Source organism: Streptomyces sp. GD-15H, assembly GCF_045291515.1.
Lineage (GTDB): Bacteria > Actinomycetota > Actinomycetes > Streptomycetales > Streptomycetaceae > Streptomyces.
Genome location: NZ_CP149447.1, coordinates 7,279,991 through 7,306,143, shown reverse-complemented (window position 1 = coordinate 7,306,143; position 26,153 = coordinate 7,279,991). Strand labels below are relative to the sequence as shown.

The following is a 26,153-nucleotide window of genomic DNA, read 5'->3' as shown; positions in this document are numbered from 1 at the left end:
TCGTGAGCGGCTGTCTCCGTGCTACGTTCGGCCCATGACCGAATCCGTCGTACTGGATCCGGTGGACCTGCGTCTGCTGGGGTTGTTGCAGAACGACGCCCGGACGACGTACCGGGATCTCGCCGCACAGGTCGGGGTCGCGCCGTCGACCTGCCTGGACCGGGTGACCCGGTTGCGCCGCGCCGGCGTGATCCTCGGGCATCGACTGAAGCTGGACCCGGCCAAGCTGGGGCGGGGACTTCAGGCGCTGCTGTCGGTGCAGGTGAGACCGCACCGGCGGGAGCTGGTGGGACCGTTCGTGGAGCGGATCCGGGCACTGCCGGAGTCACTGACCGTCTTCCATCTGACCGGACCGGACGACTATCTGATCCATGTCGCGGTCGCGGACATGGCGGATCTGCAACGGCTGGTGCTGGACGAGTTCACGTCGCGGCGGGAGGTCGCGCGCGTGGAGACCCGGCTGATCTTCCAGCAGTGGGACTGCGGCCCACTGCTGCCGTCTTCGCCCTCGGCTCAAACCGGGTGACGGGCGGCGGGCCGCGTACCAGGATGGTCCGCATGTCACAGACCAACAGCCCACTGCCCCGCGAGCTCGCCGACGCCTACGTCGACGAGCTCATCACCCTCGATCCGGTCACCGGTACGTATCTCGGCGTGCAGGAGAGTTCCAGCCGTCTGCCCGATCTCTCGCCCGCGGGCCAGGCTGCGCTCGCGGAACTCCAGCGGGCCACGCTCGCCCGGCTCGACGAGGCCGAGGCCCGGCCCGGCGCGGACAGCGACATCGAACGCCGCTGCGCCCGGCTGCTGCGGGAGCGGCTCACCGCGGAGATCGCCGTGTACGAGGCCGACGAGGGTCTGCGTTCGGTCGGCAACCTGGGCACGGTCGCCCACTCGGTGCGCGAGGTGTTCACCGTGACACCGACGCAGACCGAGGAGGACTGGGCCGCGGTCGCCGAGCGGCTGCGCGCGGTACCGGCCGCGCTGGCGGGCTACCGGGAGTCCCTCGCGCTCGGCCTGGAGCGCAAGCTGTACGCGGCCCCGCGTCCGACCGCCACGTTCGTCGGGCAGCTCACCGAGTGGTCCGACATGGACGGCTCCGGTCGTGGCTGGTTCGAGGACTTCGCCTCGTCGGGACCCGACGCGCTGCGCGCCGAGCTGGACGAGGCGGCCCGCGCCGCGACCGCGGCCGTGGTGGAGCTGCGGGACTGGATGCGCGACGTGTACGCGCCCGCGATCGAGGGCGCCCCGGACACCGTGGGCCGGGAGCGGTACGCCCGCTGGGCCCGGTACTTCAACGGCACCGACCTCGACCTGGACGAGGCGTACGCCTACGGCTGGGCCGAGTACCACCGGCTGCTCGGCGAGATGAGGAAGGAGGCCGAGAAGATCCTGCCGGGCGCCGCGACGCCGTGGGTGGCGCTCGCGCACCTCGACGAGCACGGCCGGCACATCGAGGGCGTCGACGAGGTCCGTGAGTGGTTGCAGGGCCTGATGGACCAGGCGATCGACTCGCTCGACGGCACCCACTTCGAACTCGCCGAGCGGGTCCGGAAGGTGGAGTCCCGGATCGCCCCGCCGGGCAGCGCGGCGGCTCCGTACTACACGCCCCCGTCGGAGGACTTCTCACGGCCGGGCCGCACCTGGCTGCCGACCATGGGACTGACCCGCTTCCCCGTCTACGACCTGGTGTCGACCTGGTACCACGAGGGCGTCCCCGGCCATCACCTCCAGCTGGCGCAGTGGGCGCACGTCGCCGAGGACCTCTCCCGCTACCAGGCCTCCGTCGGCATGGTCAGTGCCAACGCGGAGGGCTGGGCGCTGTACGCGGAGCGGCTGATGGACGAGCTCGGCTTCCTCACGGACGCGGAGCAGCGGCTCGGCTACCTGGACGCGCAGATGATGCGGGCCGCCCGGGTCATCGTGGACATCGGCATGCACCTGGAGCTCGAGATCCCGGCGGACTCGCCGTTCCACCCGGGCGAGCACTGGACGCCGGAACTGGCCGAGGAGTTCTTCGGGGCACACAGCAGCCGTCCCGCGGACTTCGTGGAGAGCGAGCTGACCCGCTATCTGACGATCCCCGGCCAGGCCATCGGCTACAAGCTCGGCGAACGGGCCTGGCTGCTCGGCAGGGAGAACGCCCGCAAGCGGCACGGCGACGCCTTCGACCCGAAGGCGTGGCACATGGCGGCGCTGTCCCAGGGCTCGCTGGGCCTGGACGACCTGGTGGACGAACTGTCGGCGCTGTGAGCCGTCCGGTCAACGCCGGAATCCACCCTCCGAGTCAATGACGGTACCGGTGGTCCTTCTCCAAGCTCTCCCCTCCGTTCGAGCGGGGAGATTCCGCCCGCCTCGTCCGTGGCCGGCCACGGACGAGGCGGGCGGAATCTTCGGGCATCCCCCGACTCCCGCCGGGGAAGCGCACGGCGACGGCCTCGGAGACGTCACCGGTGAGGTAGTCCGTGTCGACCGGGCCGGGTTTGACGGTGCTGACCGGGCCGGCGTGCCCGGCTTCGCGTATCGCACCATGCGCGAAACCTGACAGGGTCGACTTCTTTGGTGTGCCCACGGGTTCGGCTCAGGTGACGCCGTGCCGCCGCAGCGTCGATCCCGACCGCCCCTTCACCACTTCGAGTCGGGCGTGGATCCGCCGGCGCAGATCGGGGACATGGCTGACGATGCCCACGCTGCGGTCGCGTTCCCGCAGGGAGTCCAGGACGTCCAGGACCTCGTCGAGCGTCTGGTCGTCGAGGCTGCCGAAGCCCTCGTCGATGAAGAGGGTGTCCAGCCGGACACCGCCGGCCTCGTCGGTGACGACGTCGGCGAGTCCGAGCGCGAGGGCGAGCGAGGCGAAGAAGGTCTCGCCGCCCGAGAGGGTCGCGGTGTCCCGCTCCCTCCCGGTCCACGCGTCCACCACATGCAGTCCGAGGCCGCTGCGCCCGCGCCCGGTGCGGTCGTCGGAGTGCACCAGGGTGTAGCGGCCGGACGACATGCGGTGCAGCCGGGCGGTCGCCGCGGCGGCGACCTGCTCCAGGCGGGCGGCCAGGACGTAGGACTCCAGGCGCATCCTGCGTTCGTTGTCGGCCGAGGTGCCCGCGGTGAGGCCTGCCATGCGGGCCACCCGGTCGTACTCCTCGCGCAGCGGCGCCAGCCGGCGCACCGAGGCGGTGGCCCGCGCGGAGAGCCGGTCGAGTTCGGCGCAGCGGCGGGCGGCGGCATCGCGTGCGGAGGCCGCCTCGCGCGTCCTGCGGTCCGCGTCCTCGGCGGTGCGCTGCGCGGCGGTGAGGTCGGCGGGGGGCTGCTGGGCGGCGGCCGCGGTGTCCGGCTCGGCGAGCACCGCGCGTACGGCGGCCTCCTCCTGCTGCCATGCGTCCAGCCGGGCCTGCAGTTCGCGGTGGGCGGCCGCGTCGAGGAGTGCCTCGGCCGCCGCCCGCGGGGTGTCGAAGCCGGCCCGGAAGGCGGCGTCGGCGAGCCGGTCGTCGGCGTCCTTGAGTCGCTGTGCGGTGCCGTCGGCGACGCGGGCGGCGTCGGCGGCTTCGGTGAACTGTGCGGCGTACAGCTCCAGTTGTGCGGCGCGCGCGGCCACACTGTCCGCGTTGCCCCGTGCCTGTTTCAACTCCTCCCCCAGCACGGCCTGTTCATGGTTCAGCCGCTCCCGGTGGCCCGCTCGGGCGGCGGTCCGGACCGCCGCCTCCCGCTGGGCGGTGATGCGCCGTTCACGCTCGTGTTCCGCCTGTCGCAGCTGTTCCCGGGCGGAGTGCAGAACGGAGGCAGCGCCCCGGGCCTGCGCGTACCGCCGCTCCAACTCCTCAACTTCTTGGGCGAGGTGAGCGGTCGACGTGTCACCCGCCTCCGCTCCGGCGGCGGCCAGCGCCTCGCGTACGACGCCGAGGCGGCCTTCCCGGTCGGCTCGGCGCTCCTCAGCACTCTGGTGGGCGACCAGGGCCCGCTCCTCCGCCTCGCGGTCGACATGGCCGGCGACCTTGCGTGCGGGGGCGGGGTGTTCGGTGGCCCCGCAGACGGCGCAGGGCTCGCCGTCGGTGAGGTCCGCGGCGAGTTCGGCGGCGATGCCGGCCAACCGCTGTTCCTTGAGGTCGAGCCAGCGCTGTTTGGCCTCGAGTGCCTGTTCCCGGGCCTCGCGGGCCTGTTCGGCGGCGCCCTTGGTGTCCTCGGCCAGTTGGTCCCGCAGCCGTGCGGCGTTCAATCGCTTGTGCGCGGGGTCGCGTTGCACGGCGAGCTCACCGGCCCGGGTCGCGGCCTCCTGCGCAGCCTCGATACGGGCCTGGAGACCGGTGCGGGTCTCCTCCCAGTCGGTGAGCCACGCGTCGGACTCGTCGAGCACGTCGTCGTCGGCGCGTTCCTGACGGTCCAGGCCGGCCCGCTCCTCGAGCAGTTCCGTGAGCCGCCGCTCGGCACGGCGGGCCGACTCCAGCCCGCCCAGCTCCTCGGCGGCCCGGCGTGCGGCGGCCGCGAGCCCGGCCGCACCCGCGTCCCTGAGGGCCGGGGGAGCAGGGCGCGGGTACGCGACTCGGCGTCGGCCGCCCGCCGGTGCTCGGCGTCGGCGGACTCCCGCAGTTCCAGGGCGGGGGCGACCGCCTCGGCCTTCCGGGACCGGTCCAGGCGCGTCTGCGCCTCCTTTTGGGCGTCGGCCCGCTCCGCCAGCCGCGCCGCGCGCTGCCGCGCCTCGGCGAACCGCCTCTGCAGCCGGTCCCGTTCGCGTACGTCTTCCAGTGACCGGCCGGCGGCGGCCTGGGCGGACTCGGCCGCGGCGAGGCGGCAGTGGGCGACGTCGAGCTGTTCGCGGGCGGTGCTGCGGGCAACGGCTGCCGCGCTCAGCACGGTCTCGGCCAGCCCCGGTTCGCCCGGCACGAGGTCTACCGGCTCCATTGCCCCGCCCGCGGCCTGTTGCATCCGGTGCGCGTCGGCGAGCAGATCGGCGTCGCCGTCCCGTACCTGGGACTCGGTGGCACGGCGGCGTTCGGCGAGGCGCTTCTCCATGTCGGCGAAGCGGCGGGTGTCGAAGAGCCGGCCGAGCAGTTTGCCGCGCGCCTCCGCGTCGGCGCGCAGGAAACGCGCGAAGTCGCCCTGGGGCAGCAGGACGACCTGGCAGAACTGCTCCCGGCTCATTCCGAGGAGCTGGGTGATCTCCTCGCCGATCTCCTGGTGGGAGCGGCTGAGGTCCTTCCAGGACCGGGTCGCCGGGTCGTATTCACGCAGCCGGCTCTGCGCCTTGTCGAGTGTCGTGCCGGTGCCGCGCTTCTTCGGGCGCTGCCAGGGCGGCTGCCGGGTGACTTCCAGCCGACGGCCGGCGACGGTGAGTTCGAGGGTGACCTCCGTGCGGGTGGCGGGGGCGGCGTGGTCGCTGCGCAGCGTCATCCCCTGCCCGCTCTGCCGGGCCCCGGGGACGGAGCCGTACAGCGCGTAGCAGACGGCGTCGAGTATCGAGGTCTTGCCGGCGCCGGTGGGGCCGTGCAGCAGGAAGAGGCCCGCGGCGGAGAGTTCGTCGAAGTCGACGGTCAGCGAGCCGCCGAAGGGCCCGAAGGCGGTGATGTCGAGCCGGTGCAGCCTCAACGCGCCACCTCGTTCACGGCTTCGGCGGCGCGGACCGCGTCGACGGTGTCCCGCAGGACGGCCCGCTCGCACTCGTCGGGGCCTGCGCCGCGCACATGGGCGACGAAGTCCTCCGCGATCTGCTGGTCGTCGCGGCCGGCGAGGCGCCGGGCGTAGGACACCGCGGTGTCGTCGGGCGCGCGTTCGGGTTCGAAGACGAGGCTCAGGGTGTGCGGGAAGCGTTCGGTGAGCCGGGCCATGGGGTCCGCGGGGCGGACCGGGTCGGTGAGCGTGGCCTCGACCCACGCCTCCCGGTGCCGCGCGAGGGCGGGGTCGGTGAGCAGCTCCTCCAGGGTGCCGCGGATCCGGGCGAGGGCACGCGGCACCGGGCAGTCGAGCCGCTCGGCGGTGACCGTTCCGTCGGCTCCCAGGTCGACGAGCCACATGCTCTTGCGGTGATTCGCCTCCGAGAAGGAGTACGGCAGCGGAGAGCCGGAGTAGCGCACCCGCTCGGTGAGGGTCTGGCAGCCGTGCAGATGCCCGAGCGCCACGTAGTCGACGCCGTCGAACACCTTTGCGGGCACGGCGGCAACCCCGCCGACGGTGATGTCCCGCTCGCTGTCGCTCGGTGCACCGCCGGTGACGAAGGCATGCGCGAGGACTACGGACCGGGTGCCGTGCGGGCGGGCGGCGAGGTCGGCGCGGACCCGGTCCATGGCGGCCGCGAGCACCGCCTCGTGGCCCGCCTTCTCCACTTTGAACTCGTCCTTGACCAGCGCCGGTTCCAGATAGGGCAGCCCGTAGAAGGCGACCTCCCCGTGCGCGTCGGACAGCACCACGGGGGTGCCGCTCGCCGAGGGGTCGGTCCGCAGATGGATGCCCGCGCGTCCGATGAGTCCGGCGCCGACGCCGAGACGGCGGGCCGAGTCGTGGTTCCCGGAGATCATCACCGTCGGCACGCCGAGGCCGGCGAGGCGGTGCAGGGCGTCGTCGAACAGCTCCACCGCGGCGAGCGGCGGCACCGCCCGGTCGTACACGTCTCCCGACACGACCACCGCGTCGACGGCGTGCTCGCGCACGGCCGCCACCAGGTGGCCGATGAACTCGGCCTGGGCACCGAGCATGCCGACCCGGTGGAACGACCGGCCGAGGTGCCAGTCGGAAGTGTGCAGCAATTTCATGAAATCGCTCTGCCCTGCACGTTTACCCCTATTGCGCCTCAAAAACCAGCACGAACCAGCACGGGACTCGCCGCCAACCCCCGCCACGCTAACGCATGTCGCCCCCTGATCCATCATTGACCTCAAATCGCCCCGGGCAAATGTGCTGCGGCCTGCCCTCTGCGCGCCGGCGATAAGCACACGACGTAATCCCCTCGTCGGCGCGTGCGAGGGAGAACGTTGAAGGGCGCCGGAACGCGAGGTCCGGCGTCAATCAACGGCCTGATCAGGCCACCGGGTACGAGCCCGTAATGGTGATCGGGAGTCCCTGACATGGACTCCCAAGAGGCGTCCCGTTACATCACCAACCTTCTCTGTCTGGCTATGGGTTGTCCCGCAAACGCTGGGCGGACCAATGCGTACTCCGTGGTGTCGAGCCGCATCTCGTCGATGAACTCGTACTTGCTTGCTACCGGGGATCCTTCGCGAAGTACGCTGCGGCTTTTTTCAGGAAGGTGACTTCCATCTCCAGCTCGCGGTTGCGTCGTTCGAGTTCCTTCAGGCGCGCCCGCTCGTTCACCGTCAGTTCCGCATCGGGAGCCGGTTCCTGCTGCTTTTGGTGCTTCTTGACCCAGCCGCGTAGTGTCTCCGGGTTCAGCTCAAGCTCCCGGGCGACTTCGGAGATCGTCTTGCTCGACCTCAACGCGATCTGGACGGCTTCCTCGCGGAACTCCGGCGAGTACTTACTGGGTGGCGCCACTTCTTCCTCGTCTCCTGTTCAGGACAACCCTATTGGGTCCCTGTCCGGAAACTTCGTGGCCCCTCAGTCAGGACCGCCGCCACCTTGCTGGTCACCGTCGGCGACGGCAGCTCGTTCCCGACCGCCGCCCACCTGGCCTCTACGCCGGCTGGCCCCGGCCACCAAGTCCTCCGGGTCCTCCATCCACGGCGAACACGCCCCCAGGACCGGCAACCGGCTCCTGAAACGGGCCATGTTCCTGTCCGCCTTCGCCGCCCTCCACGACCCCGCTTCCCGCACCTACTACGACCGCCAGCGAGCACGCGGCAAGACCCACACCCAGGCCCTCCTCCGCCTCGCCCGCCAGCGCATCAGTGTTCTGTTCGCCATGCTCCGCGACGGAACCTTCTACGAATGCCGCACCCCCGAAACCGCCGCCGCATGACCGGCCCAGGCTTGACGAAGGACATAGAGGGACGTTACCGCACCGCCACCGACCTCCCCGCCGCCCGCACCGACCACGACACGCCGACAGGTTGATTCCTTACGGCTTCAGTGGGGGCGACAGCGCTGCCAGGCGGCACCGGGCAGAGTCTCGCCGGTCGCGGAGGCCAGGCCGGCATGGACGTCGGAGACCACCAGTTGGACCTCGGTCAGGCCGCGGGCCACCAGCGAACACAGGAAGGACGGCCAGCCGGCGCCGTCCTCGCTGCTGGCGATGTCGATGCCGAGGGTCTCACGGTGGCCCTCGGCGTTCACGCCGACCGCGACCAGGGCGTGCACGTTGACCACCCGCCCGCCCTCGCGGACCTTCTGGGTCGGGCGTCGACCCATACGAAGGTGCAGGGGCCGGCGTCGAGAGGGCGGCCTCGGAACTCCGTGACCCGGGCGTCGAACCGATCCGCCCAGGCGATTCCGGGTGGCAGGATCTCGCCGATCACTGGTTCCACAGGTTCCGGGGACGCAGATCGGTCCAATGGTGCTCGACGTATGCGAGGCAGTCCACACGGGGGGCGGGTCCGCACGCGACATCCCAGCCGGCGGGAACGTCAATCGTTTCGGGCCAAAATGAGTGTTGTCCCTCGGCATTCCGAAGCACCAGGAAGATTCCGTCCTGGTTGTCGAACGGGTTGGACATCGCACTCCTTTCAGGGGCGGCGACGATGCAGCAGAACCGGGAGCAATTCGAATCCTCTGATCATGTTGGAATGCAGCTGGTGCACGGGCCCGGCCGCCTCCGCGTCGGCGACGGCGAGCAGCAGATCGGTGAAGAGTGCACGGAGCTCGGCGTCCGGCCGAGCGTGGGCCGAATAAAGTCGCATCGGCCGTCGCCGAGCGGTCGGGATTCGTCGGGATGCGAGATGCCGAGGCCGATGTGTCACACGTCGTCATCCCGCTTTCTCGGGGTCGAGTCCGTCCTCGCCAGAGCACTGCGCAGGATGGGACCCGCCTGTTGCATTGCCGTCGCGGACATCATCGTCCGGTGCTCCGCGTCGATGGTGTGGTGATCGACGTCCTTCAGATACGGGCTCCATGAGGGTTCCGGGGAACCGAGTTCCGCCGTCGACCGGGAGGCGGCGATGCTCAGCACCCGCCCCGAGTAACCGTCCGTCGTGGGTGGGCGGAGAACGGCGGCGACCGCCCGGGCCGCCCGGATCAGTGCTCGGCTCTGCTGCTCGTCGATGGCTGCCTCCGCTCCTCCGCTGCCGAGGACTTCGGTGGCAATCCACTCCTCGAATTCGCCCGCGGAGGCATCCAGGGACAGCGGTTCCTCGTACGGCCTGGAATCGAACATGGCGACCAGGTCGACCTGGCGGCTGGATGCCTTGAGCCGGTTCGCCACTTCACAGGCGAGTACGCCGCCAAGGGACCAGCCCATGATGATGTACGGCCCGTCGGGCTGCGTTGAGGTGATGAGGTCGACGTAGCGTGCGACCAACTCCTCCATGGACGCCACCGATCGGAATCTTCCGTGACTTTCCGTCACTTGGATGCCGTACACGGCCTGTCCGCGCTCCAGATAGGGCAGCACCGCCGAGTAGCACCAAGCGAGCCCCCCGATCGGATGAATGCAGAACACGGGCCGACCGTTCCCCTGGCCACGCTGAAGTTCGATGACGCTCGAGAACTGGTCGCTCGGGGCGGCGTCCAGTCGCGCCGCGAGACCGGCCGGGGTCGGTGCTTCGAACAGTGTCCCGACGCTGATCTCGACACCGAGCAGAGCGCTGATCCGATCGATGACCCGAACCGCCAGCAGGGAATGTCCGCCCAGTTCGAAGAACGAGTCGTCCATTCCGAACCGCTCCAGACCCAGCACATCGGCGAACACCCGACAGAGCAGGTCGGTGCGCGGATCCAGCGGAAGCCGCGGATCCTCGTCGGAAACGGCTGTCGGGCCACCGGGCACCGGAAGCGCCTTCCGGTCCAGCTTCCCGTTCGCGGTCAGCGGCAACGAGTCCAGGACGACCAGAGTCGGGACCATGAAGCCCGGTAGGCGATCTGCCGCGAAACGCCGCAGCTGCGAGATGTCCGGCTCCGCGCCCGGAAGGGTGGTGGGGGGCACCACGTAGGCGACCAGCCGCACATCTCCGGGACGATCCTCGCGCGCGGTCACCGCTACTCGACCCACCTGCGGATGGTCCGCCAACACCGACTCGATCTCGCCGGGTTCGATGCGGAAACCCCGGACCTTCACCTGCTCGTCGGTGCGGCCGTGGAACATCAGCTCGCCGTCCTTCGACCATGAGACCAGGTCCCCGGTCCGGTACATTCGTTCCCCCGGCGCGCCGAACGGATTGGCGACGAAACGTGACGCGGTGAGCCCCGGCCGGCCCAGGTACCCCCGGGCCAGGCCCGGTCCCGCCACGTACAGCTCGCCGATCGCCCCCGGCGGCAACGGTGAAAGCCTTGGGTCCAGCACGTACACCCTGGTGTTCGCCAGCGGACGGCCGAGCGGGACGACCGGCTGCGCCGGGTCGAGCGGGTGCATTGTCACGCACACCGTCGCCTCGGTCGGGCCGTAGGCGTTGACCACCCGGCCGAAGTGGCGGGTCGCCTCGGCGACCGCCGGAGTGCACGCCTCGCCGGCGGTCACGAGGGTGATGCCGGCCACGTCCGCGTTGAAGTCCGTGCCGAGCAGCACCGCCGGCGGCAGCGTGGCATGCGTGATGCCGTTCGCCCGGAGGAAATCAGCGAGCACCGGCCCCGCCGCCCGGCTCGCCTCAGGCGTGATGACCAGGCGGCCGCCGGACAACAGCGCCATCCAGATCTCCGACACCGAGGCGTCGAAGCTGATCGAGGCGAACTGGAGCACCCGCGCGTCACGGTCCACACCGAGGCTCGCCGCCTGGGACAACGCCATGCCGGGAAGTCCGGCGTGGGATACCACGACGCCCTTGGGCCGGCCGGTGGAGCCGGAGGTGTAGATGACATACGCCGGATGAGCGGGAGACAACGGCTCGGTGCGCACGTCGTCCGAGGGGCCGTCAGCGGGCCGCTTCGCCAACGACCGGGAGAACTCCTCGTCGTCCAGCACCAGAGTGGGCAGGTCGGGGGCGTCCGGCAAGCCGGGTGCCACGGCCGCCGTGCTGATCATGCACACGGGCGCCGCATCGGCCAGCATGAAGGTGATCCGGTCCGGAGGGTAACCGGGGTCGACCGGAAGATAGGCCGCACCCGTCTTGAGCACCGCCAGCAGTGCCACCACCAGGTCGTCGGTGCGCGGCAGCGACAGCGCCACGATCCGCTCCGGGCCGACCCCGCGGGCGATCAACTCATGGGCCAACCGATTCGCCCGGGCGTCTAGTTCGGCGTACGTCAGCTCCTCGTCCCCGCACGCCACCGCCACGGCCCGTGGATTGAGAGCCACTTGCGCTGCGAACAGCTCCGGCAGCGATCGCGTCGGCAACTCCCGGGCGGTGTCGTTCCATTCGACCAAGACCCGGTGGCGCTCCTCCGGCGAGAGGATCTCCACCTCGCCGACCCGCACGGAAGGGTCCCGGACCACGCTGTCGAGCACCCGCAGGAGGCGAGTCGCCAGCAGCTCCACCGAAGTCCGGTCGAACAGATCCGCTCGATACCGGATCGAGGCGGCGAGGCCATGGGTGGGGACGTCCCGGGGAGCATCCGCCTCGACCTGGTCGAACACGAAGGCCAGGTCGAAGGCCGCCAGGCCGGGGCCCACCTCCTGCCAGTGCACTTCCAGTCCGGACAGGTCCGGCACCGCCTCCTCCCCGACTTGCATCGAAACGCTCACCTGGAACAGCGGGTTGGCCCCCGCAACTCGCTCCGGGTTGAGCGCCTCGACCAGGGACTCGAACGGCACGTCCTGATTCGCGAACGCCTCCAGATCCGCCTGCCTGATGCGTCGCAGCAGTCCGGTGAAGGGCGGATCCTCCGACAGGTCAGTCCGCAGGACCAGGGTATTCACGAAGAAGCCCACCAGGTTGTCGAGGGCTTCGTCGGTCCGGCTGGAGACAGCCGTGCCCAGAGGAATGTCAGGGCCTGCGCCTACCCTCGACAGCAGCACGGCGACTGCGGCCTGCAGCGCCATGAACAGTGTGCTGCCGCAGGAACGAGCCACCGAGACCAGTTTTGCGGTCACCTCCGGGACGACCTCGAAATCCACCGTCCCGGCCCGGAGATCGGATTCGGGTGTCCGCGGGTGATCGAACGGAAGCTCCAGTAGGGCCGGAACGTCGGCCAGCGCCTCACGCCAGTACGCCACCTGCCGCGCGGCAAGGCTGTCCGGATCGTCCTCGCTGCCGAGCAACTCCTGTCGCCACAGCGTGTAATCGGCGTACTGCACCGGCAGGAGCGGCCAATCCGGCGCCGTCCCGCGCCGCCGTGCCTCGTAGGCCTCGGCCAGGTCCCGCAGCAATGGCTGCACCGACCAGCCGTCGCAGGCGATGTGGTGCACCACCAGCAGGAGCACGTGATCGTCAGGACCGAGCTCGAAAACGAACGAGCGCAGCGGGGGTTCGTGCTTGAGCCGGAACGGCCGTTCTGCCGCTACGGCCAGTTCCGCGTCGAGAGACTCCTCGGTGCTCGACACGACCGTCAGGGACGGCTCCGCGGCAGATCCCGTCAGCACCTGCTGCCACTGACGGCCGTCAGCTGCGGGGAAGACCGTCCGCAGCACCTCGTGCCGATCCACCAGATCGGCCAGAGCGACCCTCATCGCCTCGACGTCGAGGGCGCCGGACAGCCGGAGCGCGAAGGGGAGGTTGTACGCGACCCCACCGTCCAGCTCGCTCAGGAACCACAGGCGACGCTGTTCGAACGACATCGGCAGGCGATCCGGTCGGGCCGCCGCCCGCAACGGGATCCGGGACGGCCTGCCGTCGTCCAGCCGATCGGCCAGAGCCGCGGCGGTGGGGGCTTCGAAGAGGGTCTGGATCGCCACCTCCGCACCCAGCACCGACCGGATGCGGCCGACGAGGCGCATCACCAGCAGCGAGTGCCCGCCCAGGTCGAAGAAGTTGTCGTCGACGCCGACCCGGTCCAGGCCGAGCACCTCGGCGAACAGGGCGCAGAGGATCTCCTCCTGCGGGGTCCGCGGGTCCCGGCCGCTGACGGCCGCGCCGAAGTTCGGAGCGGGCAGTGCTCGACGGTCCAGCTTCCCGTTCGGTGTCAGGGGCAGCTTCTCCAGCACCACGATCGCCGACGGGACCATGTACGCGGGCAGGCGCCGCTGCACGAATGCGCGCAGCTCCGAGTCCATCCCCTCGGCCGCGGCGGGCGTCTGGGGCACGACGTACCCGACCAGCAGCCGGTCGCCGGGCCGGTGCTCGCGTACTGCCACCGCCGCCCGGGCCACCGAGGGGTGCGAGGTCAGTGCCGCTTCGACCTCACCCGGTTCGATGCGGAAGCCCCGCAGCTTCACCTGCTGGTCGGCCCGGCCCAGATACACCAGTTCCTGGTCCCGGTTCCACCGCACGATATCGCCGGTGCGGTACATCCGCGATCCCGGGGGCCCGTACGGGTCGGCGATGAAACGCTCCGCCGTCAGCCCCGGCCGACCCAGGTAGCCGCGCGCCAATCCGGCGCCTGCGATGTACAGTTCGCCGGCCACCCCCACCGGTACCGGTCGCGCCCGGTCGTCCAGCACGTAGACCCGGGTGTTGGCCAGGGGTCGGCCGATCGGCGGAACGGCCGCCGATGACAGCGGCGCACCGGTGGAGTAGATGGTGGTCTCGGTGGGTCCGTAGAGGTTGAAGGCCGCGACGCCCGAGCCGTGCATCCGGGCCGCCAGCGCGGGCGGCAGTGCCTCGCCGCCGACCAGCTTGCGCAGGCCCCGGACCTGATCCGCCTCGGTTGCCATCAGCGCCTGCCACAGCGTGGGCGTGGCCTGCAGCACGGTCGCCCCGGTCGATGCAATGAGTTCGGCCAGTGCCGAGGGGTCCTTCGCGGCGTGCTCGTCGGCGAGTACCACCCCGGCTCCGCGGGCCAGGGGCAGGAAGATCTCCAGCGTTGCGATGTCGAAGGCGATCGTGGAGACCGCCAGAAGCCGGTCGTGGGCGTCCAGGTGGGTCTGCTCGGCCCCAGCCGTGATGACGTTCACCAGACTGCCGTGCGAGACGACGACGCCCTTGGGCCGGCCGGTGGAGCCGGAGGTGTAGAGGACGTAGGCGGCGTTCTGCGGCTGGACGGGGGCGATTAGCTCCTCGTCGGTCAGGTCCGCATCCCGGTGGCCGACGAGAGCCGCCCGGGTGTCCTCCCGGTCCAGCAGCAGGCGCGGAATCCCGTCGGCGGTGGGCAGGCCCGACACCAGCGACCCGGCCGTTATCAGGCAGACCGGGCGGGCGTCTTCGAGTACGTGGGCGATCCTTTCTGCCGGGTGGTCCGGGTCCACCGGTAGGTAGGCACCTCCGGTCTTGGCCACCGCCAGCAGCGCCACCACCAGGTCGTCGGTGCGCGGCAGTGCCAGGGCCACCAGGGACTCCGGGCCGACCTCCAGCCCGATGAGGTGCCGGGCCAAGCGGTTGGCCCGGCCGTTCAGCTCCCGGTAGGAGAAGCTGCCGTTTCCGCAGACGAGCGCGAGCGCATCGGGGCTCGCCGACGCTTGGTCCTGGAACAACGCCGACACGGTCGCCTCCGGCAGCGGAGCCAGAGTGTCGTTCCATTCGACCAGCAACCGGCGCCGCTCCTGCGGCGCGAGCACGTCGATGTCCCCGACCCGGATGCCGGGGTCCGCCGCGACGGCCTCGAACACCCGCTGCAGCCGGGCCGCGAGCTCCTCCACCGTCGCCCGGTCGAACAGGTCGGTCCGGTACTCGACCGCGCCCTGCAGCGCCGAGCCGTCCTGAAGGGGCCCGGCGGGCTCGCTCAGGGCGAAGGTGAGATCGAACTTCGCCGTGTCGGCAGCGACCGGGAGTGGAGTCGTCGCGGCGCCGGGAAGGGCCCAGTCCGGGTCCGTGTCGTGCTCGAGGACCAGGCTGACCTGGAACAGCGGATTGGCCCCCGGAACGCGTTCCGGGTTGAGCGCCTCGACCACGGACTCGAACGGGACGTCCTGGTGGGCGTAGGCGGCCAGGTCGGTCTCGCGCACGCGGGCGAGCAGCTCCCGGAAGGTGGGATCACCGGAGAGGTCGGTGCGTAGCACCAGAGTGTTGACGAAGAAGCCCACCAGGCCGTCGAGCAGGTCGTCGCTCCGGCCGGCGATCGGGGTGCCCAGCGGAATGTCGGTCCCCGCCCCCAGCCGCGACAGCAGGGCCGCCACGCCGGCCTGCACGACCATGAACAGCGTCACCCGGTTGGCTCGGGCCAGGGCCGACAACCCCTGGGCCACATCCGGTGGCACGTCGAAGGAGACCGTGTCGCCCAGCGAACCCGCTCCCCCCGAGCGCGGACGGTCGAACGGCAGACCCAACTCGCCCGGCAGGCCCGCCAGGTGCTCCTGCCAGAAGCGCAGCTGGCGCGCGGCAAGGCTGTCCGGATCGTCCTCCTCGCCCAGCAACTGCCGCTGCCACAGGGTGAAGTCCCCGTACTGCACCGGCAGGGCCGCCGGGGGTGGCGGATCGCCCGCCCGCCGTGCCTCGTAGGCCCCGGCGAGGTCCCGCAGCAGGGGCCGGCCGACCAGCCGTCGCAGGCGATGTGGTGCACCACCAGCAGGAGCACGTATTCGTCCGGACCGGTGACGAACAGCCGGGCCCGCAGGGGGGTCTCCACGGTGAGGTCGAACCCCCGGCCCACGGCGGCGGCCAGTGCCCGGCCCAGTTCCCCTTCGGCCGGCTCCACCACGGTGAGCGGCGGCCGCGCCGCCTCCGGCGGCCGGACCTCTTGCCAGGGGAGGCCGTCCACCTCGGGGAAGACCGTCCGCAAACTCTCGTGCCGCTCCACCACGTCCGCCAGGGCGGCCTCGAGCGCGTCCGGGTCGAGGCCGCCGGACAGCCGGAACGCGAACGGGACGTTGTACGAGGCGCCCGCGTCGAGCCGGTTCAGGAACCACAGGCGGCGCTGGGCGGGAGAGACCGGCAGCCGGCTTCGACGTTCCCCGGCTGCCGCCCGCAACGGGATCCGGGACGGCCTGCCGTCGTCCAGCCGATCGGCCAGAGCCGCGGCGGTGGGGGCTTCGAAGAGGGTCTGGATCGCCACCTCCGCACCCAGCACCGACCGGATGCGGCCGACGAGGCGCATCACCAGCAGCGAGTGCCCGCCCAGGTCGAAGAAGTTGTCGTCGACGCCGACCCGGTCCAGGCCGAGCACCTCGGCGAACAGGGCGCAGAGGATCTCCTCCCGGGCCGTGCGCGGTGCCCGGGAGGACACCGGGGAAACCCGCTCGGGCGCGGGCAGTCTCCTCCGGTCCACCTTGCCGGCGGCGGTCAATGGCAGACAGTCCAGCGACACGTAGTCAACCGGCACCATGTAACCGGGCAGCGACTCCCGGGCAAGGCGGCGCAGCTCCACCGGTTCCAGCAGCCCCTCGCGGGGCACCAGGTAGGCGACGAGACAAGGCTCGCCGGGGCGGTCGTCGCGCACCACGACCGCGGCTTGTTCGACGTTCTCGTGCCGCAGCAGAACCGACTCGATCTCCCCCGCTTCGACCCGGAAACCGCGGATCTTCAACTGATCGTCCGCACGCCCCAGGTATTCGACCGCTCCCTGGGGCGTCCAGCGGGCGAGGTCTCCGGTGCGGTACATCCGCGAACCGGGTGGCCCGTACGGGTCGGCAATGAACCGCTCCGCCGTCGACCCGGGCCGGCCGAGGTAGCCGCGGGCCGTCTGTATGCCGGCGAGATACAGCTCTCCGCGGGCGCCGGACGGGACCGGCCGCAGGCGGGAATCCAGGATGTAGGCGCGGGTGTTCCCGATCGGTCGGCCGATCAGCGGCTGATCGCTGTCCCTGACCCGGCCGGTCAGCGCGTCGACTGTGAACTCGGTGGGCCCGTAGTAGTTGTGGGCGTCGCAGGCCGCTGCTGCCCGCAAGTCCTCCCACAGCTCCTGGTCGGCCGCCTCACCGCCGATGACCAGCAGTGGTGGTGTGTGCTCGGAACCTTCGAGGAGCCCGGCGGAGAGCAGCACTCGAGCGTAGGACGGGGTGAGGTCCAGGAAGTCGATGCCGTGGTTGCGGACGTAGCGGACCAAGGATTCGGCATTCAGCCGGGTCTTGTCGTCGATCAGGTGCAGCTCGTGGCCTGCCATCATGGCCAGCAGTCCGACCCACGAGGCATCGACGGACAGTGGGGCGGTCAGGGCCGCTTTCAGCCTGTCCCGGCCCGAAGGCGTCACACATGAATCGAACAGTGTTGCGGTGTGGTCCGCGTGAAGGTTGGCCAGGCTCCGATGCTCGATCACCACGCCCTTGGGCCGGCCGGTGGTGCCCGAGGTGAAGAGCACGTAGGCGGCGTTCTGCGGCTGGACGGGGGCGATCAGCTCCTCGTCGCCGAGATCGACTTCCGGGACCGCGAGGAGGGAGCGCAGCAGAGCGGGATCGTCGAGAGGGAGCATCGCCGTAGCATCCGGCAGTGCCCCGGTGAGCTTCTGCGAGGTGTCGGAGGTGGTCAGCACCAGAACCGGTCGTGCCTCGAGCAGGATCCGGGCGATCCGGTCGGCAGGGTGATCCGGTTCCACGGGCAGCAGCGTCCCACCCGCCTTCAGCACGGCGAGGAGGGCGACGACCTGGTCCTCCGAGCGCGGGATCGCCAGACACACCACGCGCTCGGGCCCCACGCCCCGCCCCACCAGATGGCGGGCCAGCCGATTGGCCCGTGAGTTCAACTGAGCATACGTGAGCGAGGAATCGTCGCAGACCAGGGCCACCTCGTCCGGAGTGCGGCCGACCTGCGCCTCGAACGAATCGATCACGGGGCCCGGGGCCACCGGCACCGCTGGGCCGTTCCAGCGACGCACCTGCTGCTCGTGTTCGTCCGGGGCGAGCGTCAGGAGCGATTCGACCAGGTCGTCGGGAGCGGCTGCCGCGATCCGCTCGATGACGTGCAGCAGCCGCCGGGCGAGCGCTTCGACCGTGGCACGTCGGAACAGGTCGACCCGGAAGTCGAGGGCTCCCTGCAGCCGGCCGTCCGAAACGGCCGTACTGAATTCCAGATCGAACTGGGTCGCCGGGCTGCGCCAGGGAAGCTTCCGCAGCAGGTCGGTACGGGTGGGAACCGCTCGGCTCCCGAACCCCTCGCCGTGGTGCACCTGGAGGACATCGAAGATCGGATTACGGCCGGTCGCCCGGGCTGACTCCACGGCGGGCACAACCCGGTCGAAGGGGGCCTCCTGATGGGCGTGCGCGTTCGCCACCTTCGAGTGCACCAGACGCACCAGTTCGTGACACGTCCGCGCGGTGGACAGGTCGACCCGAAGCGCGGTGGTGTTCACGAAAAACCCGACGGTGTCGTTGAACTTCGGGTCGGTCCGGCCGGAGAAAACGGTGCCGATGGTGATGTCGGACTGGCCGGAATACTCGCCGAGAACAAGCTGGAACGCCGCGGCGATCACGCTCGAGAGGGCGCAGCGCCGGCGCAGTGCGAACGTTCGGAGCTGCTCGGTGGCCTGTTCGGAAAGCGTGAATCGGACTCGGTCGGCCGTGAAATCGGAGGAGGCCGGGCGGGGCTGATCGTACGGAAGGTCCAGGCGCTCAAAACCTGCGAGCTCCGTGCGCCAGTATTCCACCTGCTGCAGGGCGTGGGCGCGGCTGGGCTTTTGGCGCTGGTCGATCGCGTGGTCGGCGAAGGTCGCCGCCGGCCGGGGCAGGTCGACATGCCGCCCGAGTAGCCGGCCCTCGTACAGCGCGGCCAGCTCGCGGTGCAGGATCTCGAGCGACCATCCGTCAGCGGCGATGTGGTGCAGGACCAGGGCCAGTACCGCAGGGCCGTCCGGACGACGGACGACCACACCGCGGACGGGAGGAGTCTGGGCCAGGTCGAAAGGCAGGCCGGCCAGTTCGTCGACAACGGTACGGAGCTCGTCCGCGTCGGCCGCGACGCACCGGGTCAGCGGAGGCTCGAACCCGTCCAGCACCCGCAGGCCGGGAGCGTCTTCGCCGTCCACGGGATACGTCGTGCGCAGGACCGGGTGCCGCTCGACCAGGTCGGTGAGCGCGGCGAGCAGGGCGTGCTCCACCACCCCCTGGGGAACTCCAGTTGCAGGACGAGGTGGTAGGCCACCTGGTTCGGATCCAACTGCTGGAGCCACCACAACCGTTCCTGTCCGAACGACAGCGGCCGTGCGCCACCGATGTCCTTCACTGACCCTCCGGTTCGGTCACCCGGAACCCCTCGATGTACAGGCGGTCGAGTGCCATGGTCGAGAAGGCGTCCACCGCGAGTGCCGGAGTCATGATGATCGGTTGGTTCTTGACATTGAAGGAGGTGTTGATGACACACCCGATGCCGGTCTGCCGCTTGACCTGGCGCAGCAGGCGCCAGAACAGCTCGTTGTTCTCCCGGGTGACGATCTGGACCCTGGCGGAGCCGTCGACATGCACCGCTCCGGCGATTTCCGCAGCGCGCTCGGGACGGACACGTGCCGTGGACAACATGTACCTGCTCGGGGCGAGGGGGCGCCCTTCGAACAGCTCCTCGTAGTCGGAGTCCAGCACCGCCGGGGCGAATGGCCGGAACGACTCGCGCAGTTTGATGACCCGGTTCAGCCGGCCCTTGATGTCCTTGCCACTCGGCAGAGCGAGGATGGACCGGTTACCCAGGGCACGGGGGCCGAACTCCATGCGGCCGGCGAACCAGCCGATGATGTCGTCCGCGGCAAGATCGCGGGCGGCGAGCTCCAGATACTCGTCGGTCGGGCCGTGGTACTGCCAGGCCATCGGTCGGGACCTCGGGGCCGCCGGCTCCTCCAGGGCCTCCCGCACCGCGTCTGGCCCGTAGGCCGGCCCGGTGTACGGCGTGAAGTCACCGGTGGAACGCCCCTCGATCGCCAGCGCCGCCCCGAGGGCCGTGCCGTCGTCCCCGGCGGCCGGCGTAACGAACATCCGGTTGATCTGCGGCAGCCGCGAAATTGATTCGTTGGCGAGGCAGTTGAGGAAGGTGCCGCCGGACAGGCACAGGGAGTCGTCGCCTGTCCGGTCGAGCCAGTACCCGGTGAGCTCGGTGAGCACCTCGGAGAACCGCTGTTGGAATGCGGCCGCGATGTCGGCATGCGCGTCCCGCACCGCGCTGCCCGGCTCGCGCGGTGCCACCCCGAGCTCTGCGGCGAGAAACGCCAGCGCGTTCGGGTAACCCTCGCCCGACCGGGCGAGCGCATGGTGCGGCCAGGCGATAGTCGACTCCCCGCCGGTGCAGCGCAGGAAGTCCTGGAAGAACCCGGAGAACCGATGGGGATCGCCGTACGCGGCCAAGCCCATCACCTTGTACTCGTCGGAATTAAAGGTGTATCCCAGGTAGCGAGTGACGATCGAGTACAGAATGCCGAGCGAGGCGTCCACTCCCTGGCTGTGGAGCTCTTCGTGCTTCCCGTCCCGGAAGCGATGGACGGTCAGGGAGCTGATCTCGCCCATGCCGTCGGACACAATGGACAGGGCGTCCCGGTAGCCGCTGGAGAAGTAGGCGGACGCGGCGTGCGCCACATGGTGGTCGACGGGGCGGAACCGGCGGGGGACGTCCTGCCAGCCGAGTTTTTCCAGAGCATTGACGATGGTGCGCCCACTGAGTACTTCGTCGAAGTACTCGGGGGTCTGGTGGAAGAACCGGCGGTACTTGTCGTAGTTGAATCCGTGGGCGATGAAGTCCACGTCCTCGGCGTGAATTCCCGCCTGGTCGAGGCAGTAGGCGATGGCGTGCTCCGGGAAGGCGCCGGTCGCCTTTTCACCAGTGAATCGCTCCTCCGCCGCCGCGGCCCGCACTTCTCCGTCGACCACGAGACAGGCAGCACTGTCCATTCCCTGACATATCCGTCGATCGACCTCGGCGGCGTCGGGATACTGGCGAAGATGAAAGGGCTGGGCGTTCGGTAGGCCGCTGAGGCCGAGTACGATCATCGTTCTCCTAGCGCGGGCCGTTTCGCGACGGCCTCGGACGGGAATCGTGAGTTCAGCTCGGCTGGACGAGCGCAATTCGGGTTGCGGTAGTCTTTCTGGCGGAACTGCGCACTATACCTAGGACATTTCGAAGGAATCGAAGTGGTCTGTCGGAATGGCAGGAGGTTGCCAATTCTGGGAATTCTCGGCCCTGACTCAGCGACTGAGATCCCGTTCCCCGTGCCAGGCACGCCAGAGTTTCGCGTACGCGCCCCCCGCCGCCACCAGCTTGTCATGGGTCCCAAGCTCGGTCACCCGGCCGCCCTCCAGCACGGCGATCCAGTCCGCGTCGTGGGCGGTGTGCAGGCGATGGGCGATGGCGATGACCGTGCGTCCGTCCAGTACGGCGGCGAGGGCTCGTTCCGTGCTGCGGGCCGTACTCGGGTCGAGCAGGGCCGTAGCCTCGTCCAGTACGACGGTGTGCGGGTCGGCGAGGATCACGCGGGCCAGCGAGATCTGCTGCGCCTGGGCGCCGTCCACCGGGTGGGCGTCGGCGCCCAGCCGGGTGTCCAGCCCCTCCGGGAGGTCGGCGACCCAATCCGCGCCGACGGCCGACAGCGCCGCGCGCAGCTCCGCCTCGGTCGCGTTCGCCTCGGCGAGCAGCAGATTGTTGCGCAGGGTGTCGCGGAAGACATGCTGTTCCTGGGTCACCAGCACGACCTGACGGCGCAGCCGGTCCGGTGGCAGGTCGGCGATTGCCACACCCCCCACGGTGACCGTGCCGGATCGCGGGCGGTCGATGCCGGCCAGCAGCCTGCCCAGGGTGGACTTGCCCGCACCGGACGGTCCGACCAGGGCCAGACGCTCGCCCGGCCGGGCCACCAGCCCGACGCCGTGCAGGACGTCCGCCCCCGGACTGTAGGCGAAGCGGACGTCCGCCACCTCGATCCGGTCGTCGGCCGGCTCGTCGGTCGGCCGTGGCTCCTCCCGCACGAGCGGAGCCAGGCCTTCCACCCGGGCGTAGGAGGCACCGCTGCTCTGCAACTGCTCTGCCCAGAGCAGCACGACATCCATCGGCGCGGCCAGCTGCCGCAGATACAACGTCGCCGCGATGACGGTACCGAGGCTGACTGCACCCCGGTCGTACAGCGCCCCACCGATCATCAGCACCCCGACCAGGGGCAGGACGTACGAAAGGTCCACCGTCGGATACAACACCGTGCGCAGCCGCAGCGTGGCCAGGCCGGTCCGCCGGGCTTGGGCGATCGCCTCCTCGGCGGCCTGCTCGCGGCGGCGCTGCAACCCGAACGCCTCGACGGTCCGGGCGCCCTCCGCCGTGGTTACCAGCACATCCGCCAGCACCGAGTTCGCCGCGCCCTGGGCCAGATAAGCGGGGCGCGCCCGTCGCAGATACCACCGCAGCACCACCGCGACGACGACGAAGCAGCTCAAGCCGCAGGCCCCGAGTTGTGGATCGAGGAACAGGACCGCCGCCCCGATCGCCAGGATCTGCACGGTGGCCACGAACACCTCCGGGGCCGCGCTGCGCAGGGTCCCCGCCACGGTTGTCACGTCGCTGGTGCTCCGGGTGATCAGATCGCCCGCGTCGATGTGCTCGACTGAGGCGGCCGGCAGCGCCAGGGTGCGATTGACGAACCGCTCGCGGATGCGCGCCGCGGTGCGTTCGCCGAACCGCGCCCCCACGTACAGGGCGGCACGCGCCAGCACCATCTGGGCCAGCGTGCAGACCACGATCAGCACGGCCGCCCGATCGACGGTCGCCACCGCGGTACGCACGGGAGCCGACTTGACGGCATCGACGATGTCGCCGAGCAGCTTCGGCCCGACCAGCCCTGCCCCGGCGGCCAGCACGTTGAGCACGATGAGCAGGGCGAATGCCGGCGCATCGGCGCGGATCTCGCCGTAGGCGGCGCGGCGGACCTCGGCCGGCCCCACGACGGGCAACGAGATGCTCATCCCCGCTCCTCCTCCGAGCCGCGGGTGACCAGCACCCGATAGTCCGCGTCGGTGCGCAACAACTCGCGGTGCGTGCCCGACCCTGCGGCCTTGCCGTCCACCAAATGCACCACCACGTCGGCGAGTTCCAGGATGAGCGGCGATGTGGTGGTGATCACCGTGGTGCGCCGCTGCCTGGCGTCCCGCACTCGCTCGGCCATCAGGGCCTCGGTGTGCGCGTCGACGGCCGAAGTCGGCTCGGCGGCGAGCAGCACTTCGGGCTCGGCATACAGGGCGCGGGCCAAGCGCAGACGCTGGCGCTGGCCGCCGGAGAAGTTGCCGCCCTGCCCGGTGACCGCTGCGTCGAGCCGCTCGGGCAGCGCCTCCACGATGTCGTCGGCGACCGCCGTGTGGATCGCCGCTCGGACCGCGACGTCGTTGGGCTCGTGGCGGCCCGCGACGACCTCACGGACAGCACCGGCGAACAGGTATGCCTCATTGTCCGCGACCAGAATCCGTTCCCGCACCTGTTCCCGGGGCAGCTCGTCGAGCCGGACGCCACCCCAGGTCACGGCGGAGTCGGTGAGCAGACCGAGCCGGTCGAGGACCGCTGCGCCGTCCGCCGGGCGGCTGCCCGCGAGGGCGGTCAGCAAGCCGGGGCGCACCTCGACGCCGGACACTGGGTCGTGGAGCACTGCGGGCGCCGTGGGCGCTGCGGGCGCCGTTCGCGGATCCGCCCCCTGCTCGGGCTCCAGCCGTAGGAAGGCGATGACCTGCCGGGCGGCGACAGAGGCCCGGGCCAGGTCGGAGCCGCCTTCGATGAAGAAAGACACCGGCACGATCAGCATCGCCGCGTATCCGTACACGGCGATCAGATCGCCGATGGTGATCGATCCCTGCGCCGCCATCCGAGCGGCGAGCCAGGTGACCACGGCAAGAAACAGCGCCGGGAGTCCCACCCCGAGCGCGCCGACCCAGCTGGTGATCGCCGCGACCCGGTAGCCCTCCGTGCGCAACGCCCCCGACTCCCGGTGGTAGTGATCGGCGCAGGCCTGCTTGCCGCCGAGGCCGTTGAGTACCCGCAGGCCGCCGATCACGTCCACCAGCCGAGCAGTCAGGGCCCCCTGTTGCTCGCGGTAGCTCATGCCCGCTTCCTGCATTCTGTGCAGCAGCGGGCCGACAGTGACGGCCAGCAGCGGGACGCCAAGCAGGATGACAGCGGCCAGCAACGGCGATATGGCGAACAGCAGGAGAGCCACCACGACGTACGCCACGACGGCGCCGATCCCCGGGCCGGTGACGGTCAGCGACTGCGAGATCGCCTGGACATCCGCCATGCCGATCGCCATCACCTCCCCGGTCGAGCTCCGCCGGGTCAGCGTGGCACCCAGCCGGGTGGACTGCCGCACCACCGCCCGCACGATCCTGAACGAGGCGTCCATGCGGACCATGGTCATCGTTCGGTGCCGCGCGATCCCCAACGCCGCGTTCCCGAGGCCGACCACGCACAGTACCGCCACCCAGCCGAGCAGCGCCCTGCCGGATCCGGCCTTCAGCCCGTCGTCGATGGCGCGGGACAGCAGATACGGCGGGACCGACAGCCCCAGCATCCACAGACTGCCCAGCACCGCCCCCGTGAGGGTGCGCCGCAGCTGACTCACGATCAACCAGAGCAGGAATCGGGCCCAATTGCTGAGATGGACCGGCTCAGGTCCGGCGAAGTCAGCGACCATTCGTGCACTGTACTGAATCGCCGCTCGGCCCGGCGCTCGTCGACGTGGCAGGTTATTGCCACGATTTCCCCGCACGTCCTGGCGCCGGACGAAATATGGAACTCTCACCGATGGAACCGGGCAGGTCGCACCGGACAATTCCGCCGAAGGGCCCTCTTCATCGTGCATCCGGATGTGTACGTCAGTATTCTCGCCTCCCGACTCGGAAAGCGAATCGCCCTCGGAGAGTTGGCGGACTCCGAGGTGCGGGCCAATCTTCCGGCACTGACCGAGCAGGGTATTTCCGCCGTGCGGGTCACCGACTCGTCAACCACCGAACTGGCGCTGGCGGTTACCCCCGGCGCCCCGGACGGCCCGGCCACGGCCGTCTTCCAGGCGGCCGTGGTCTGCAGCGACTCCCTGGAGGACCGGGAGCCGACCGGCTGGCTGAACGACTACCGGTACGCGGCCGGACTGTCGACCGTCCGGACCCTGTTCGTCAGCGGCGCGGCGTGCGCCAACTTCGCCGCCGGCCTGGATACGGCCCACGGGCTGATCGCCACAGGCGGTGCGGACTCGGTCCTGCTGGTGACCGCCGACCGGATCCTGTCCGGGACACGGTATCCACCGATCAGTACCACGGTCTTCAGCGACGGGGCGGTGGCCTGTCTGGTGAGCAGGACTCCCCCGCCCGTCGCGTCCTTTCGGCTGCTCGCCACGGCCACCGAGATCTGGCCGGCCCGATCGGCCCGGGAGCGGGGACTGGCGGACACCAGAGCGGTGGTGTCCGCCATGCGCTCGGCGGCCCGTCGGGTGGCGGGCGGCCCGGCCATCGGATTCGGCCACCTGGTGACCCCGAACTTCGGCAGAGCGACCCGGCACCTGCTGGCGTTGGCCGCAGGGCTGCCGCCGACCCGCCTGCACGCCGGCCTGGCCGCCGAGGTCGGGCACTGCTTCGCCGCGGACGTGCCCCTGAACATGCGGGACCTGGAGCGCACCGACGCCTTGTCGGACGGTGACCGACTGCTGGCCGTGGCTTCGGCCGATCACACGCTGACAGCGATGGCGTTCGAGTACTGTGCGGGCAGCCCGTCAGCTGCCGGCTGCAGCCGGCAGCGATGCGGCGCACCGCCTCGGCGATCCGGCCCGCCGTCGAGAACACCTCGCGGGTCAGCAGCTCGTCGGGGAACTCGACACCGTAGGCCTCCTCAACCGCGACCATGATCGCGATATTGCCGAGCGAATCCATGCCCGCCTCCCACAGGTCGGTGTCCACCGCGATCACCGAGGTGTCCCGGAAGCCGGGCAGCCGGGACCTGATCAGCGCCAGGACAGCCTCGTCGGAGATCGGGGAGGCGTCCTGCTCCGCAGGCCGGGTCGCGGTCAGACGCTCCACCAGTACGACGATGTCCTTGACCGTCTCGGCCAGGAGCATGTCGACGATGTCGATCGAGACGGCGAACTCGTCCTGCAGCGTGCTGGTCAGGGTGAGCAGGGCCACCGAGTCGGCCTTCAGGTCGGCGAGCCGGTCCGCTGCGGAGACGGCCGGGACACGGAACGTCCGAGCGGCCTCAGCGAACACGAAGTCGGCAACCTGCCGCGTGGATCCGGTCATGAGT

At 70.5% G+C, this 26,153-nt stretch carries 11 protein-coding genes and 6 pseudogenes; 4 read left to right on the top strand and 13 right to left on the bottom strand.

Annotated features, from left to right (window positions below; genetic code table 11):
• The first annotated feature begins 34 nt into the window (after positions 1 to 34).
• Positions 35 to 526 carry an Lrp/AsnC family transcriptional regulator gene (locus WJ438_RS34460; protein ID WP_406728676.1) on the top strand — a complete coding sequence of 164 codons (492 nt, stop codon included), beginning with the start codon at positions 35 to 37 and terminating at the stop codon, positions 524 to 526.
• 32 nt (positions 527 to 558) lie between these two features.
• On the top strand, positions 559 to 2,250 hold the full coding sequence (locus WJ438_RS34455; RefSeq protein WP_406728675.1) for a DUF885 domain-containing protein: 1,692 nt from the start codon (positions 559 to 561) through the stop codon (positions 2,248 to 2,250).
• A gap of 9 nt (positions 2,251 to 2,259) precedes the next feature.
• Here WJ438_RS34455 and WJ438_RS34450 read toward each other — a convergent pair.
• From WJ438_RS34450 to WJ438_RS34435, 4 genes and pseudogenes are all read right to left on the bottom strand, one after another.
• Positions 2,260 to 2,512, bottom strand: a pseudogene (locus WJ438_RS34450) (hypothetical protein); the annotation flags it as partial.
• A gap of 66 nt (positions 2,513 to 2,578) precedes the next feature.
• Positions 2,579 to 5,571, bottom strand: a pseudogene (locus WJ438_RS34445) (AAA family ATPase).
• A complete protein-coding gene (locus WJ438_RS34440; RefSeq protein WP_406728674.1) occupies positions 5,568 to 6,731 on the bottom strand; it encodes an exonuclease SbcCD subunit D in 1,164 nt (387 codons plus the stop codon). The pseudogene WJ438_RS34445 and the gene WJ438_RS34440 overlap by 4 nt, the downstream one beginning before the upstream one ends.
• 448 nt (positions 6,732 to 7,179) lie before the next feature.
• A complete protein-coding gene (locus tag WJ438_RS34435) occupies positions 7,180 to 7,470 on the bottom strand; it encodes a transposase (RefSeq protein ID WP_175264782.1) in 291 nt (96 codons plus the stop codon).
• A 57-nt stretch (positions 7,471 to 7,527) separates the two neighbouring features.
• Between WJ438_RS34435 and WJ438_RS34430 the strand changes: the two are divergent.
• Positions 7,528 to 7,894, top strand: a pseudogene (locus WJ438_RS34430) (transposase); the annotation flags it as partial.
• A 110-nt stretch (positions 7,895 to 8,004) separates the two neighbouring features.
• Here WJ438_RS34430 and WJ438_RS34425 read toward each other — a convergent pair.
• The 8 genes and pseudogenes from WJ438_RS34425 to WJ438_RS34390 form a co-directional block, all read right to left on the bottom strand.
• A pseudogene (locus WJ438_RS34425) lies at positions 8,005 to 8,354 on the bottom strand (transposase); the annotation flags it as partial.
• Between the two features lie 32 nt (positions 8,355 to 8,386).
• Positions 8,387 to 8,587: an MbtH family protein gene (locus tag WJ438_RS34420; RefSeq protein WP_406728673.1), complete on the bottom strand. Its 201-nt coding sequence runs from the start codon at positions 8,585 to 8,587 to the stop codon at positions 8,387 to 8,389.
• Positions 8,588 to 8,597: 10 nt separating this feature from the next.
• On the bottom strand, positions 8,598 to 8,771 hold the full coding sequence (locus WJ438_RS34415) for a hypothetical protein (RefSeq protein WP_406728672.1): 174 nt from the start codon (positions 8,769 to 8,771) through the stop codon (positions 8,598 to 8,600).
• 56 nt (positions 8,772 to 8,827) lie between these two features.
• Entirely contained in the window at positions 8,828 to 15,511 is a 6,684-nt protein-coding gene (locus WJ438_RS34410) for an amino acid adenylation domain-containing protein (RefSeq protein ID WP_406729897.1), read from the bottom strand.
• 68 nt (positions 15,512 to 15,579) lie between these two features.
• Positions 15,580 to 19,017: pseudogene (locus WJ438_RS34405) on the bottom strand (amino acid adenylation domain-containing protein); the annotation flags it as partial.
• A 121-nt stretch (positions 19,018 to 19,138) separates the two neighbouring features.
• On the bottom strand, positions 19,139 to 20,788 hold the full coding sequence (locus tag WJ438_RS34400; RefSeq protein WP_406728671.1) for a carbamoyltransferase: 1,650 nt from the start codon (positions 20,786 to 20,788) through the stop codon (positions 19,139 to 19,141).
• A gap of 294 nt (positions 20,789 to 21,082) precedes the next feature.
• Entirely contained in the window at positions 21,083 to 22,843 is a 1,761-nt protein-coding gene (locus WJ438_RS34395; RefSeq protein WP_406728670.1) for an ABC transporter ATP-binding protein, read from the bottom strand.
• Entirely contained in the window at positions 22,840 to 24,555 is a 1,716-nt protein-coding gene (locus WJ438_RS34390) for an ABC transporter ATP-binding protein (RefSeq protein ID WP_406728669.1), read from the bottom strand. The genes WJ438_RS34395 and WJ438_RS34390 overlap by 4 nt, the downstream gene beginning before the upstream one ends.
• Here WJ438_RS34390 and WJ438_RS34385 point away from each other — a divergent pair.
• Positions 24,520 to 25,209 (top strand): annotated as a pseudogene (locus WJ438_RS34385) (hypothetical protein); the annotation flags it as partial. The gene WJ438_RS34390 and the pseudogene WJ438_RS34385 overlap by 36 nt on opposite strands.
• Here the strand turns inward: WJ438_RS34385 and WJ438_RS34380 are convergent.
• A complete protein-coding gene (locus WJ438_RS34380; protein WP_406729896.1) occupies positions 25,181 to 26,149 on the bottom strand; it encodes a phosphopantetheine-binding protein in 969 nt (322 codons plus the stop codon). The pseudogene WJ438_RS34385 and the gene WJ438_RS34380 overlap by 29 nt on opposite strands.
• Positions 26,150 to 26,153 lie beyond the last annotated feature (4 nt).

Excerpts from the sequence above, each read along its gene's own strand:
- WJ438_RS34460 (WP_406728676.1), top strand. The coding sequence starts at position 35 with ATGACCGAATCCGTCGTACTGGATCCGGTGGACCTGCGTCTGCTGGGG.
- WJ438_RS34455 (WP_406728675.1), top strand. The coding sequence starts at position 559 with ATGTCACAGACCAACAGCCCACTGCCCCGCGAGCTCGCCGACGCCTAC.
- WJ438_RS34440 (WP_406728674.1), bottom strand. The coding sequence starts at position 6,731 with ATGAAATTGCTGCACACTTCCGACTGGCACCTCGGCCGGTCGTTCCAC.
- WJ438_RS34420 (WP_406728673.1), bottom strand. The coding sequence starts at position 8,587 with ATGTCCAACCCGTTCGACAACCAGGACGGAATCTTCCTGGTGCTTCGG.
- WJ438_RS34415 (WP_406728672.1), bottom strand. The coding sequence starts at position 8,771 with ATGCGACTTTATTCGGCCCACGCTCGGCCGGACGCCGAGCTCCGTGCA.
- WJ438_RS34400 (WP_406728671.1), bottom strand. The coding sequence starts at position 20,788 with ATGGACAGTGCTGCCTGTCTCGTGGTCGACGGAGAAGTGCGGGCCGCG.
- WJ438_RS34395 (WP_406728670.1), bottom strand. The coding sequence starts at position 22,843 with ATGAGCATCTCGTTGCCCGTCGTGGGGCCGGCCGAGGTCCGCCGCGCC.
- WJ438_RS34390 (WP_406728669.1), bottom strand. The coding sequence starts at position 24,555 with ATGGTCGCTGACTTCGCCGGACCTGAGCCGGTCCATCTCAGCAATTGG.
- WJ438_RS34380 (WP_406729896.1), bottom strand. The coding sequence starts at position 26,149 with ATGACCGGATCCACGCGGCAGGTTGCCGACTTCGTGTTCGCTGAGGCC.